General features: G+C 43.4%; 13 protein-coding genes, 1 pseudogene and 2 riboswitches. Of the genes and pseudogenes, 6 read left to right on the top strand and 8 right to left on the bottom strand.

Annotated elements, in window-relative coordinates:
* Positions 1–111 precede the first annotated feature (111 nt).
* Both ANCC_RS15010 and ANCC_RS15015 read left to right on the top strand, forming a co-directional pair.
* Entirely contained in the window at positions 112–762 is a 651-nt protein-coding gene (locus ANCC_RS15010; RefSeq protein ID WP_006566345.1) for a TetR/AcrR family transcriptional regulator, read from the top strand.
* Complete coding sequence (locus tag ANCC_RS15015; protein ID WP_083774636.1) at positions 704–2122, top strand: MFS transporter; 1419 nt, start codon at positions 704–706, stop codon at positions 2120–2122. Before ANCC_RS15010 ends, ANCC_RS15015 begins: the two co-directional genes overlap by 59 nt.
* Positions 2123–2190: 68 nt before the next feature.
* On the opposite strand, the gene sfsA is transcribed toward ANCC_RS15015, so the two are convergent.
* Both sfsA and ANCC_RS15025 read right to left on the bottom strand, forming a co-directional pair.
* Positions 2191–2886 carry a DNA/RNA nuclease SfsA gene (gene sfsA / locus ANCC_RS15020; protein ID WP_006566347.1) on the bottom strand — a complete coding sequence of 232 codons (696 nt, stop codon included), beginning with the start codon at positions 2884–2886 and terminating at the stop codon, positions 2191–2193.
* 147 nt (positions 2887–3033) lie between these two features.
* Positions 3034–3825, bottom strand: coding sequence for an anthrax toxin lethal factor-related metalloendopeptidase (locus ANCC_RS15025; RefSeq protein WP_006566348.1), 792 nt, complete (start codon positions 3823–3825; stop codon positions 3034–3036).
* Between the two features lie 99 nt (positions 3826–3924).
* Positions 3925–4012: riboswitch (cyclic di-GMP riboswitch) on the bottom strand.
* Between the two features lie 179 nt (positions 4013–4191).
* Positions 4192–4279: riboswitch (cyclic di-GMP riboswitch) on the bottom strand.
* A 131-nt stretch (positions 4280–4410) separates the two neighbouring features.
* Here ANCC_RS15025 and ANCC_RS15030 point away from each other — a divergent pair.
* Positions 4411–5172, top strand: a complete 762-nt coding sequence (locus ANCC_RS15030; RefSeq protein ID WP_022260948.1) for an ABC transporter ATP-binding protein — start codon at positions 4411–4413, stop codon at positions 5170–5172.
* On the top strand, positions 5165–5965 hold the full coding sequence (locus tag ANCC_RS15035; protein WP_006566350.1) for an ABC transporter permease: 801 nt from the start codon (positions 5165–5167) through the stop codon (positions 5963–5965). The genes ANCC_RS15030 and ANCC_RS15035 overlap by 8 nt, the downstream gene beginning before the upstream one ends.
* Positions 5966–6030: 65 nt before the next feature.
* On the opposite strand, the gene ANCC_RS15040 is transcribed toward ANCC_RS15035, so the two are convergent.
* Together ANCC_RS15040 and ANCC_RS15045 are read right to left on the bottom strand one after the other, a co-directional pair.
* The gene (locus ANCC_RS15040) at positions 6031–7482 is read right to left on the bottom strand and encodes a GGDEF domain-containing response regulator (protein ID WP_006566351.1); all 1452 of its coding nucleotides are present in this window, start codon (positions 7480–7482) and stop codon (positions 6031–6033) included.
* A 15-nt stretch (positions 7483–7497) separates the two neighbouring features.
* Positions 7498–7848, bottom strand: coding sequence for an Hpt domain-containing protein (locus ANCC_RS15045; RefSeq protein ID WP_006566352.1), 351 nt, complete (start codon positions 7846–7848; stop codon positions 7498–7500).
* Between the two features lie 116 nt (positions 7849–7964).
* Here ANCC_RS15045 and ANCC_RS15050 point away from each other — a divergent pair, with 116 nt between their 5' ends.
* The gene (locus tag ANCC_RS15050; RefSeq protein ID WP_006566353.1) at positions 7965–8870 is read left to right on the top strand and encodes a PHP domain-containing protein; all 906 of its coding nucleotides are present in this window, start codon (positions 7965–7967) and stop codon (positions 8868–8870) included.
* 28 nt (positions 8871–8898) lie between these two features.
* On the opposite strand, the pseudogene ANCC_RS18015 reads toward ANCC_RS15050, so the two are convergent.
* Positions 8899–10310: pseudogene (locus tag ANCC_RS18015) on the bottom strand (MATE family efflux transporter).
* Positions 10311–10540: 230 nt separating this feature from the next.
* A complete protein-coding gene (locus tag ANCC_RS15060) occupies positions 10541–11122 on the bottom strand; it encodes a LysE family transporter (protein ID WP_009290933.1) in 582 nt (193 codons plus the stop codon).
* A 140-nt stretch (positions 11123–11262) separates the two neighbouring features.
* On the opposite strand from ANCC_RS15060, the gene ANCC_RS15065 reads away from it, so the two are divergent.
* Positions 11263–11805: a helix-turn-helix domain-containing protein gene (locus ANCC_RS15065; protein WP_006566357.1), complete on the top strand. Its 543-nt coding sequence runs from the start codon at positions 11263–11265 to the stop codon at positions 11803–11805.
* A gap of 11 nt (positions 11806–11816) precedes the next feature.
* On the opposite strand, the gene ANCC_RS15070 is transcribed toward ANCC_RS15065, so the two are convergent.
* Both ANCC_RS15070 and ANCC_RS15075 read right to left on the bottom strand, forming a co-directional pair.
* A complete protein-coding gene (locus tag ANCC_RS15070; protein ID WP_006566358.1) occupies positions 11817–12287 on the bottom strand; it encodes a VOC family protein in 471 nt (156 codons plus the stop codon).
* Positions 12284–13702 carry an NAD(P)/FAD-dependent oxidoreductase gene (locus tag ANCC_RS15075; RefSeq protein ID WP_006566359.1) on the bottom strand — a complete coding sequence of 473 codons (1419 nt, stop codon included), beginning with the start codon at positions 13700–13702 and terminating at the stop codon, positions 12284–12286. Before ANCC_RS15075 ends, ANCC_RS15070 begins: the two co-directional genes overlap by 4 nt.
* Between the last annotated feature and the right edge of the window lie 13 nt (positions 13703–13715).

Raw genomic sequence — 13715 nt, forward strand, 5'->3', positions numbered from 1 at the left:
ACATCTAGCATATAAAAAGCAAGTATTATTTTTAATTTCTTGACATTCTTCCATGTATCTGCTATTTTAAATACATACTATTAGTATGTATGCAAGAAAGGATGATTTTCCATGGCAAGAAATAAATATCCCGAGATTACAGAGCAGAGGATCTTGGATGCATCGCTGAAATTATTTCTGGAAAAAGGTTACGAACACACAACGATTCAGGATATCATCGACGAACTGGGTGATTTGACGAAGGGCGCCATATATCACCACTTTAAATCCAAGAGTGATATCATAGAAGCCGTCATGAACCAATTGTACAGCGGGCAGGAAAAGGACTATGAGGATATTTTGAACGGACCGGGGACAGGACTTGAAAAATTAAGAAAACTTCTCATCGTATCAATTAAAAGTCCCGGTAATCAAATGATGATTAATGCCGCTCCTCATATTATGAAAAATCCACGATTCCTGACCAAGCAGCTGTTTGAAAGCCTGGACAATACAGTGCCCCACCTGATACTGCCGCTGATAGAGCAGGGGATTCAGGATGGTTCTGTAAAAACTAAATATCCAAAAGAACTGTCAGAAGCACTTCTCATTTTGTGCAACTTCTGGATGAACCCATTTATTATCCAAAATACTGCGGAAGAACTCATCCGCAAAACCCAGTTTATGAAAGATCTGCTTGACCGGCTCGGAATGCCTCTGCTGGATGACGAAGCACTCCTTGTTCTTGAATCTTACCGAAAACAGCTGGAAGAAAAAAGCTGACTCATTCATCCTCAGACTGGACTCATACAGTCCGGTCTTGGAGATTGGTGAGAACTACAAATTTTTTTATCAATTTTACATACCAACCGAATGTATGAAAGGAGTTTTTATGAAAGATAAACTATTTACCAGAGATTTTTCTCTGGTAGTGATCGGACAGATCATTTCTCTGTTCGGCAATTCCATCCTGAGGTTTGCACTTCCTCTGTATCTGTTAAATGAAACAGGGTCCGCATCCCTGTTCGGCATTGTCACCGCCTGTTCCTTTATTCCTATGATCCTGCTCTCACCCGCAGGAGGTATAGTTGCGGACCGGATCAACAAAAGAAATATCATGGTCATTCTTGACTATGCAACCAGCGCTCTGATCCTGTTGTTTACCGCCGCTCTCGGCCATGTATCCCTGGTGATGCTTTTGGTCATAACCCTTATGATCCTTTATGGCATACAGGGTGCATACCAGCCGGCAGTCCAGGCAAGCCTTCCGGCTCTGCTGACTCCGGACCGTCTGCTTTCCGGAAATGCAGTCATCAATCAGGTCAATGCTCTGGCCAATCTAATCGGTCCGGTGGCCGGCGGAGCCTTATACGGCTTCTACGGAATCCGCCCGATATTATATGTGAGCATCATCTGCTTTATATTTTCTGCCACAATGGAACTGTTTATCCATATCCCATTTAAAAAGCCAAAAAAGGGAACCAGTGTATTTGCAGTAGTAAAACAGGATCTTTCAGAAAGTTTCCGGTTTATCCGTACAGAACAGCCTGTTATAGGGAAAGGAATCCTGATTGTCTGCGCATTTAACTTATTTTTAAGCGCCCTGCTCATCGTAGGCCTGCCTGTGATCATCACACAGTTTCTCCATATGTCCAGCCAGCTTTATGGGTATGCCCAGGGAGCCTTAGCCCTCGGGGGCCTTTTGGGCGGTATCCTCACCGGAGTCTTTGCAAAACGGCTGAATATCCAGGGGGTCCATGTTCTGCTCTTGCTCAGCGGAGCGTCTCTCCTTCCAATCGGACTCGTGCTGAATCTGGATGTTCCTCCGATGGCAGCCTACATTGTAATCACCCTGTGCAGTTTCTTTATGATGGCCTGCTCCACGATGTTTACCGTGCAGATGCTCTCATTCGTGCAGGCTCTTACACCGCATCATCTGATCGGCAAAGTCATCTCCTGTATCATGGCACTGTCCATGTGTTCCCAGCCTCTTGGCCAGGCCGTATACGGAGTTCTGTTTGATGTTTTGAAGAGCCAGTCTTATTTTGCGGTCTACGGTGCCTGCCTGATTTGCTGTCTGATTTCCTGGGAATCCAGAAAAATATTCCGTACTATTCCGCTGGCAGAACCGGCTGCTGAATAAAAACTTCATAACTAGGAAGAGGAAGCAGTAAAAATAGTCTGCTCCCTCTTCCTTATCCGGTGGTTTGTTTACAGAATCACCGGAATTTTCTCATCAATTTCCATTGTGTCCTTTGTTACAAGGCAGTCCAGTGCAAGTATATGCACTCCAGAGTCTGCTGCTTTCCTCAGAGTATCTCCAAAGGCCCTGTGGGTACGGTCATTGGGCCTGAAGCAGTGCACGCCTTTCATCTGAATGACGAAGATAATATATGCATCATAACCTTCTTCCACGCAGTGTATGAGTTCCTCTATATGCTTGACTCCGCGTTCGGTAGGCGCATCAGGAAACCATGCTGTTCCATCCTCCTCCAGGGTCACTCCTTTTACTTCCACGAAGGCCTCTCTGGTTCCCGCCATAAGTTCTCCTCCTCTGACAAAGAAATCAAATCTGGAATTTCCATACTTTTTTTCCGCCCTGATCTCTTCTATATAAGGAAAAATCCCTCCCCTTTTCAGCCATTCTCCCACAGCTTTATTGGGCGCCTGGGAATCCATGTTGATCATTAGATTTCCTTTGCTCACACCAATCAGAGAATACTTTGTCTTTCTCTTAGGATCGTTATGCTGCTGCAGGTAAACCCTGGCTCCGGGAATCAGCAGTTCCCTGCATCTTCCTGTATTCTTAACATGTGCCTCTTCTTCCTGTCCTCCGACGAGTACAATGGCTATAAACCGATTGGGGCGCTTTAAAAATGTACCTGAAATAATATGATCATAATGCATGCTCCTGTCTCCTTTTCCGCCCCTAATGATAACTTCGGAAGTTTCTGATGTCAATGAAAAAGTTTTTTCAGACAGCAAAAAAAGGAAGTCTCAAAACCATAGTTTGCACTTACAGTTTTGAGACTTCCTTTATGACTCCTACGATGATTACATTCTGCTGATCACAGATTGTATGTACTTGTAAGAGCGCGGGCAATTTTTCTTTAAGGAAGACTTGTTCATAGAGTATTCTTTAAAGCATTCTGCAAAAAACTCCTTGTTGGAGGAAACAGCATACTTTTTATTGTCTCCTTTGAACTTATTCTTCTCTGCTTTGTAGATAGCCTGGAACTCTTTGGTTGAATCAGCTCTTCCCTGCCTGTATGCCACGAAATGTCCCACTTCATGGACAAGCACGCGGTCTACGTTGGCTTTCAGGTAAATTCTCTTTCTGGATGGGCTGAACACTCCGTCTGCTCCCTTTAAGACGGAGGAACGCGGATTCGTTTCAATCGTCATTCCGGTCTTCTTAAATGAATTGATTACCCTTGTATCAATGATCCCCTTCAATTGGTTAATGTCAGCACTTCCTGATCTGGCCAGATTTGTCGTCTTTGTTGTAGTCTTCGTCGTAATCGTAGTCTTGACTGTCTTGCGCTTTGCCTTCATAGTCGTTTTAACTACTGTATTCTGTCGAATGACTTTCTCAACTTTTTTTGAAACACTCTTTGTCAGTTTCTTTGTAGTTTTCATTTTCTTTTTTGTGGTTGTCTTTTTTCTGCATACTTTTTTCTTTAACTTATATTTTTTTGTTTTGACTTTTCTGGTTGTGCTGACCTTTACTGAAACCTTGCTTGATGCTTCGACACTTTTCGAAGCCGGGACCCCCATCCCAACGCCTGCGGCAATCACAATGACCGCTAATGCCACAGCTATCAACTTAGAAACTGCTTTTTTCATAACTGATGCGCCTCCTCTTATCCCAAGGCACAAATCCGGCGGATGACCGGTGAAAAAGCAGTTCCCTAATCTGTTTTTCAAATCACATGATCCCCATCATACGGCAATCGGCTGTCATAATCTGTAATCAGATCTTAGACCCTTGACTTTGTGCCACTGCCTTTTGACAGTTTTACTGAATATGTAATTGTTTCATTCATCGCTGTGGATATGAATACCATGTGATGAATACAATCATCCAGCTTTTGAAATACAGAGTGCTTCTTTAAAAAGAAAAACCGTCCGTGAAGTTTCCTTCACAAACGGTTGCGCTTACAGCTTCAAATATAAGTCAGATACCTATATTCATACACATTAAATAAATAATGTGGCAACCGGCTGTCATAGTCTTATGTAAGACTTTAGACCCTTGGCTTTGTGTCACTGCCTTTCGGCAGCTTTACCGATGAAAATTTATCCGAGACAAACCACTTTTGTCTACGCTTTAATTATAGTCTGCTAATCTCTCTTATGTCAAGGAATAATATCACCTTTTTTCTTTCCAGCATAATCTATACTATAATCCCCAAGAAAGGAGATATGAGAATGACCACTGCCCTTTCCTTAGAGCAGGTTTCCTACTCTTACCATACTATGAAGCAAGAAACTACGGCTCTTTCCTCAATCACTTTTGATGTATTAAGCGGTGAATTCGTCGCGGTAGTAGGCCCAAGCGGATGCGGAAAATCGACCATGCTGCATTTAATTGCAAAACTGCTCCCTCTGTCTGGCGGCACCATCAAAATCAACGGCGTACCGATCGAGGAATCCACCGACCATATCGGATATATGCTCCAGAAGGATCAGCTTCTTCCCTGGCGCACTATTTATGAAAATGTTACCCTGGGACTCAAGATACAAAACATCAAAGATCCGGAGGCATTTGATAAGGTTGACCGTCTGCTGGAACTTTACGGACTCAAAGACTTTAAAAACTCTTATCCGAGCCAGCTTTCCGGAGGTATGCGCCAGAGGGCTGCTCTGATTCGTACACTCGCCCTGTCCCCGGATATCCTTCTTCTGGATGAACCATTTTCTGCATTGGACTACCAGACAAGACTCCGGGTATCCGATGATATAGGCACCATCATAAAAGAGAAGAAAAAAACTGCTCTCCTCGTCACCCATGATCTTTCTGAGGCGATCAGTATGGCCGACCGTGTCATCGTGCTGTCCAAACGTCCGGGAACTGTCAAGACCATTGTTCCTATTCACCTTACATGTGAGAAAAAAACACCGCAGGCTGCAAGAAATGCAGTAGAATTTAAAGATTATTTTAATCAATTATGGAGGGAAATCAATGACTGATCCAATTTCTAAAGAACAGTCCGAGTATTTAAACCAAATACAACGGAAAAAATATTGGATCCGGGTTGCCCAGGTCCTTCTGCTTCTCCTTCTTTTATTTGCCTGGGAAACAGCGGTTTCAAAAAATATACTGAACGGATTTATTTTCAGCAGTCCAAGCAGGATCATCCGGTGTTTTTACGGCATGGTAACAGACCATTCCATCTTTCTTCATATTGGGGTTACTCTGGCTGAAACGCTCGTAAGCTTTGCGCTGATCACTTTATTTTCAGTGCTGATCGCGACTATCTTATGGTGGTTCCCCACGGCTGCCAAGATCATCGACCCATACCTTGTAGTCTTAAACAGTCTTCCGAAATCAGCCCTTGCTCCGATCCTGATCGTCTGGCTCGGAAATAATATGAAGACGATCATTATCACCGCCATCTCCATTGCGGTTTTCGGAAGTATCCTGAATTTATACAGTGGATTTCTCCACGTAGATAAGGAGCGCTTGACACTCATCCGGACTCTCGGAGGAACAAAAAAAGACTGCCTGACCATGGCAGTCATACCCAGCTGTATTCCATTGCTTTTAAGCATTATGAATGTAAACATCGGGCTTTCTCTTGTAGGTGTGATCATCGGAGAATTTTTGGCAGCACGCTCCGGCCTTGGATACCTGATCATCTACGGAAGCCAGGTATTTAAAATGGATTGGGTACTAATGTCTATCGTTCTCTTATGCATCATCGCTATGCTTCTGTACGCCCTGACCGGATTTATAAAGAAAATGTATCAGAGAAAAATCTGATCCAAAACAAATGAGACCAAAGGAAATCAAACGATCTTTGCCCGTTGATTTCCGATGATCTCATATTATAAATCTTCATCGCTGTCCATCTTGGAGAGCAGTGACTGAAACGGCATGTCTTTTGTCTTCTTATCATAAAATGTATACCGATTCTTTCCCTTATTTTTAGAGTAATAAAGTGCCTGATCTGCCCTCTTGATCAATACATCAAATTCTGCTCCGTCTTCCGGGAACTGTGCGATCCCTATGCTGACCGTTACCGGATATCCATGAAAGCCGTCCTGAATCTTCTGTTCTATCTCTTCTGCCTTTTTGAGTGCCGCATCCTTTCCTCCGATCCCGTTGAGAAAAACAATGAACTCGTCTCCCCCAATCCTGCCTACCACATCGGTTGATCTGACACAGCTTTTAATCTTCTCTGCTACGGTCCGCAGCACTTTGTCGCCAAAAGCATGACCTTTGCTGTCATTGATCTGTTTAAAGTCATCCAGGTCCAGAAACAGCAGTACGCCTGAAGAATCCCCATTCTCTTTCATAATCTTTAAGATCTTTTCTTCCAGCCCTTTACGATTATTGATTCCTGTCAAGGCATCATTGTCGGCCGCTTCTTTCCATCGGGAGATTTCTTTCCTGTGCTGATCTATATTGACGAATTTCCCTATCAGAGACAAACACATTCCATCGTCCATATCCCAGATAGACTTTATAAAACACTCATACCAAAGATATCCGCTGTCTTTTGTCATCAGCCGGATCTGTGCACGCATCGTTGTATTGTCCGTACTCAGCCCTTCCAGATTGTTCACCAATACCTGCTTGTCATCGTCATAGATGATATCCGTTCTCCTGATCTTCCGGCTCACTTCCTCGATCACAGTATCCCGCCCGAATACCTCAAAATATTTTTCTGAAAAAGAAAGCGTATCTGACTTTACATCATAATCAAACATAATATCCCCGGAGAGATTTGCCAGCACCCGGTTCTTTTCCCTCTCCAGCTCAAGGAGATACAGCGTCCGAGTAGAAAGGGCATCGATCCGTGTTTTTGTGCCGGTATCCGCAGAAAGCTGATCCTCTGTATCTTCCTCAGTCAGGTGCTGAAGCTTCCCCATGCTGCTGATCAGTTCCATCCTTATGTACATGGACAAAATATTTTTTACTTTTTCCCTGATGATATCGGGGTTAAACGGTTTGATGATGATCTCTTCCGCCCCCATGGAGTATGCCTTCTCCAGAATCTGTTCTGAACCGTCCACCGTGATGACCACCACCGGGAGATGCTCCAGTACCCCCTTTTCTTTCAGTATCTCCATCAGTACGAAACCGTCCATGACGGGCATGACTAAATCAAGCAGAACCAAGTCTACTTTTTTCCTCGCATCTAAAATAATATCCAGAGCTTCTTTTCCATTGGCAGCTTCAATAATATAATAATTTTTACAGAAAATCTCATTCAAGATTGCTCTGTTTAATTCCACGTCGTCAACGATCAAAAGCGTCCGCTTTTCTGCTTCCATACTCTTTCCCCAAATTTAATCCAGCCCGGATATTCCCTGTACTACCTCTTTGTAAGCTTTCTGCACTTCTGAAAATAATCCATCTGCCTTCTCTGTCTCTTGTTCTCTTATGACGCTGACCAGGTCCGCCGATGCCTGAAATAGTTTTGAAAAACTCAGATTCGCCGCTACCCCCTTCAATGTATGCGCCGACATTTCCACCTGCGGCCAGTCTTTTGCCTCCATCGCTTCGCAAAGCCGTCCATAGGTCGGGTCATCCGGAAAATTCTTGACAAACTTCTTTAAAAGATTTTCATTTCCCATAAACCTTCCGATGATAACCGGATAATCTTCGCCTCTTCCTCTATAAAAGTCTTCTAAATTCATATCGATAGCCCCCTTTTTCTGTCTGATCAGTCTTTTATTTTAATAAGTATTTCTGTTAAATCCGCTTATCTTCATGATATAATATAATCAGCCAAATTACTAGGAGGAATTTAAAAATGAAAGCAGATCTTCACTCACATACTGTGCTGTCCGACGGCGCTTTAAACGTCGACCAGCTGATCTCCCAGGCAAAACGCGTCGGCCTGGATTATATCGCCGTAACAGACCACAATTCCACCCACTCTATTCCCGCTGTACTTGCTCTAGGAAAAGAACTTGGGATCAATGTCATCCCTGGGGTCGAGATCAACTCTGTTCACGAGGCTTCCGATACAAAACCTCATCTTCTCTGCTACTATCCCGCCGATGTAAAGAAGCTTCAGAGAAAGCTTGACCGTTATCTGGAATATCAGCGGCAGACGAAGCTTGCCATGTACGAAAAGCTCATGGAAGATTATCCGATCACGAAAGAACAGCTCTTTGAGGCTGCCCGGAAAAGTACTACCCTGTATGAAGTACATATGATGCAGGTCCTGGCTTCTCTGGGATATACAGGTACCCCTATCGGTGAACTCCACCAAGAGCTTTTTTCTTCCGGTTCTAAATACAAACTGACCCAGAAGGATCTGACAACACACGAAGCAGTCGGCCTGATCCGATCCTGCGGCGGTGTCGTAGTCCTGGCCCACCCGGGAGAATATAAAAATCCCATGCTCATGGAGATGCTCATTGAAGAAAAACTCATCGACGGTATCGAACTGAATCATCCGAGAAATGATGAGCGCACAAAGGACCATGTCAGATCTCTGGCCAAAGAACATGATTTATTTATGACCGGCGGCACGGATTTCCATGGTATATATACTAAGACACCTTATCCGATCGGCTCTTTTCTGTGCCCTGAAGAGGGGCTGGAACGTCTCATAGCTGCAGGCAAAGAAGCAAATGAATCCTATCTACACTCCTCCAGACATGATGATGCTGATACCGCGGACGAAAAAGAAGCAGGAATCCCGGAATAAAGGGACCCTGCTTCAGACATTTCATAATCTACTCTGACACCAGATTTATTGTTTCTTCTCCTCTGTTAAAAGCTGTTTCTCTCTCCTCCTTTTCATCTTTTTTTAAATGTCCGAAAAGATACCGGGTTACGGCAATCACAGCGATGAATGAGATCATATCTGCCGCCGGCGCAGAATAAAGAGTCCCTTTTATCCCCAATAATTTTGGAAGAAATAGAACCAGCGGTACACTTAAAATAAAGTCTCTGAGCAGGGAGAGCCCCATTGAGAGAATTGGCTTCCCCAATGCCTGCAGAAAAATACTGACTGATTTTTGGATACAGCATAATACTATGGTACAAAGATAAGTTCTGAAAGCAAGAACCGCAAACTCATTGTAAAGTACACTCTCATTTCCAAATAGTTTGATGATCTCCATAGGAAAACATTCGAATATGATCATGGAAAACACACCTACGCAGGCTTCCGCCGCCATCATCAGCTTAAATATCTTCTTCACTCTGTGGTTCAGTCCTGCTCCGTAGTTAAACCCGATCACTGGCTGGGAGCCTGCTGCGATGCCTACAGAAAAAGCAATCACAATCTGGAATACTTTCATAACAATTCCCACCACTGTCAGCGGAATATCAGACCCAAACCTGGACTGTGCTCCGTAAATCACGAGCATATTGTTCATTGCCGCCATAATGGCTACGATCGAAATCTGTGTCAGAAAGCTGCTGATCCCCAGAGAAAGCACCTTTTTAGAAATTATGGGGTTCACTCGAAAACATTCTGTTTCCATCTTTATAGATTTCATATGGCAAAGATAATAAACTGCCAGAATCGCTGACACAATCTGACCGGTAATCGTAGCCAGGGCTGCACCCATCATTCCCCAATGAAATACAAAAATCATAATCGGATCCAGGATCACATTGATAACTGCACCAATGATATCATTGCAAACTGAGGGCTGCCGTCTGCCCTGATAATAGAGTTCATGCCATTGGAAAACATAAAAAACGGAATTCCAATCATGATATACACAAAATATTCCCTGGCATATGCAAAGTTATTCTCTGTCGCGCCAAAAGCCTTCAGAAACTGATCCTTAAACAGAAAAAGTAAAACAGTAAAAACCACACCTGCTGCCACAAGCAGCACAATCGCATTTCCTACGCTCTTTCTGGCTCTGTTCTGATCTTTGCACCCCTGGCAGATACTTAAGTTTGCTGCACATCCATCTCCAACCATCAGTGCCATCGCGAGTGCAATGATCGTAACCGGGAACACCACATTGGTAGCTCCATTTCCCAGATATCCGATCCCCTGCCCGATAAAGATCTGGTCTACAATATTATAAAGAGATGACACCAGCAGTGACATAATACACGGAACAGAAAATTTCAGCATGAGTTTCCCAATACTCTCCCGTTCCATAAAATGATTCTTTTCCATAAATTCCTCCAAACTTTTCATTGATTCATACAGAAAAAAATAGCGGGACTATAAGACTGTAACTTTCGCTGCGATTAGAGTCTTATAATCTCGCTACCATTTTCATTTCTGTCATATATTTATTTTCTAATATTTAGTATAGCAGGGTCATTCAAAGCTTCATAAGTCTTTTTTTATTTTTTGCCCATTTGCCCAAAAACAGCTGAATGAATCTTTGTTTTTTTGTGAATTTACATAAATAGTGAGACTGCACAGTAGATCAGCAGAAGAACCATCACCAGATTGACCGCACGGAAATGTTTTGAGAAAAAATTGCAAAAAGCCGACCCAAACAATGCCCATACAAAAGATCCTGACGCACCGATCAATGATAACATAATCGTAAATGCTGCTAAAGCGCCTGTCGACTGATAGGCGGGAAGAATATAAAGTGACATGGCTGTTATAGCATAAATGTATATTTTAGGATTAGCAAACTGTAAGATCATTCCCGAGAGAAAGCTGGCTTCACTTCCTCCGTCTGAAGTCATATCATTGGAACTCTTCCACAATTTCCATGCCAGGAACAGCATATAGGCAGCCCCAAGAAACTGCATGACAAATCTAATTTTTGGAAGAGAAGAATAAAGTGCCGTACTGAAAACCGTACAAATTGTCATAACTGCCGTAAAGCCGGCCAAGATCCCAAGATTAAAACGTACGCTGCGGCGAAATCCAAGGCGTATGGCATTGCTCATAGAGAGCAGATTATTTGCCCCCGGAGTATAAGCAGTTATAAAACAATAAATTACAAAATCATATAGATGCAGCAAATGAAACCTCCTTTTCTATTTACAATCCCGTTTCAAAATAATATAATAATACAAAACAGTTATTATATTGCACTCGTATGATATAATAATACAATTTGTACAATATATTGTCAATAGAAAGGAGTCTTTCTTTGGATACAATGAATTTAATTGTTGCCAAAAACATTAAACGTCTCCGTGAAAAGCAGAAACTCAGCATGGAGGCACTTTCAAAATTAAGCGGTGTCAGTAAAAGTATGCTGGCCCAAATTGAGCGCGGGGACGGGAACCCAACGATATCAACCTTGTGGAAAATATCAAATGGCATGAAGGTACCCTTTGATGCCTTGACTGTCCGTCCAAAAACTCCATACGAAATCATTAAGACAGCAGACATAGAACCGCTGCTGGAAGATTCGGGAAGGGTTAAAAATTATCCGCTTTTTCCGGATGACGCCGACAGGAAATTCGCCGTATACTATCTGAAGTTGGAACCATACAGCCGCTGGGAGTCCGAAGCACATCTGAAAGGAACGACAGAATTTATCACTGTATTTCACGGAGATCTTGAAATATGCGCTGATTGTCACAAATTTACCTTAACAAAAGACGAAAGTATACGATTTCCGGGAGATACTGCTCACTCTTACCGCAACACCGGAAACGATACTGTCGTCTTATATATGATCCTATTTTATCCATAGAACTCAAAGGATCACTCTTCCTTATCTAAAAGTTTTTGCAGATCTTCTGCCGAGGCATCCATCTTGCTGGAAACTTCTTCCATAGTAAGTCCCGAATCCAGAAAACGGGTAATTACCATTTTCATTGACTCTCCCACTTCGATGAGATGCCCGTCCGGATCATAAAACCTGATGACACGCTGTCCCCAGCTGTGCTCAATCACATCTCCCAAATGCTCAGCATCCGGATAAGTTTTCAGTTTTTTCAAGAATCCATCGAAGTCCTCTTCTTCAAAGCAGATCTCGATGTTATTTGTTTTTTTCAGAACTGCCTCTTTTGGTATGTTCACCAGCCAGTCAAAGTCCTGCTGCAGTGCAAGTCCGCAAGTAAAGGATATATTGATGCCATAATCCTGGTAAAGCTCCAATCCGAATAAATTCTCATAAAACTTTCTGGATTTCTTAATGTCCGATACGGATAAGACGGTACATATATATCTCATATAGATACTCCTTTCGCAGTTAAAATACTCCTGGCTGCGCTCAGCCCGTTAGCCGATGCCTGCTGAAGGCCCCTTGTGACTGAGGCTCCGTCACCGATTGCCCGAAGGCCTTTGATGTTGGTTTCAAACGCCTGGTCTGTGACGACTTTATTGGAATAAAATTTCACTTCCACTCCATAGAGCAGCGTTTCATCACTGGCCATCCCCGGCGTCACCTGATCCAGTGCATAGATCATCTCTTCAATCGCTTTCATAATTCTGTAAGGAAATACCAATGACAGATCCCCCGGCACCGCATCCCTTAACGTCGGCGTGATGTTGTTTCTGAGAAGGCGTTCCTCTGTCGTTCTGCGTCCCCGGACAAAATCTCCGAACCTCTGGACAAGGATCTTTCCGTCGCAGAGCATATTGCTGAGCTGCGCGATATGTTTTCCATACTGGATGGGCTCTTTAAACGGCTTCGTAAAATTTTTCGATACAAGAATTGCAAAATTAGTATTCTTTGTCTTATATTTTTCTGCCTTATATGCATGGCCGTTTACTACTGCAAGTCCGTCCTCATAATATTCTGTGGCCACTTCTCCTGAAGGGTTGGTACAGAACACGCGGACTTTATCGTCAAAGGTCGGCGTATAATATACCAGCTTTGCCTCGTACAGGCTCTTGTTCAGTTCTTCCATGATTTCATCCCGAACCTCCACTCTGACGCCTACGTCTACGGTTCCCACCTCAGTCGCAATCTCGTGTTCCCGGCACAGGTTGCTGAGCCATTCAGATCCTTCCCTGCCCACGGCGGCAACAACTTCCTCTGCATAGAATGTCTCTCCTTTATCGGTGACCACACCCCTCACCCGTCCTTTTGCAGTCAGAATATTATCAACCATGGTGTTAAATTCCATCCTGACCCCCACGCCAAGCAGGTGCTCCTGAAGCCTTTGGTATATCTTATATCCCTCTTCCGTGCCAAGATGCCGAATCGGACACTCGATTAATTTCAGATTGGCTTTAATTGCCTTTTTTCTGATCCTTGCAATTTCTTTTTCTTCATTCAATCCATACACTTTTGTGTCCGCTCCAAATTTCAAATAGATCTGGTCCGATTCTTTCAGAAGCTGCTCTGTTTCTTCGTATCCAAGGATCTGCGGCAGATTTCCGCCCACATCCGGAGAGAGGGAAAGCTTTCCGTCAGAAAAAGCTCCTGCACCTGCAAATCCGGTCGTAATGGAACATGGCTTACAGCCCACACACACTTTTGTTTTCCTTTTGGGACAGGACCGGTCTTCAATCCTTCTTCCCTTCTCTATCATTAAGATCTTTAAATCCGCTTTCTTTTGTGAGAGTTCATACGCACAGAAAATCCCCGAAGGCCCTGCTCCTATAATAATGACGTCAAATTTATTTTCCACAATATACACACCCTTTCCTGTA

The organism is Anaerostipes caccae L1-92, from assembly GCF_014467075.1.
Lineage (GTDB): Bacteria > Bacillota > Clostridia > Lachnospirales > Lachnospiraceae > Anaerostipes > Anaerostipes caccae.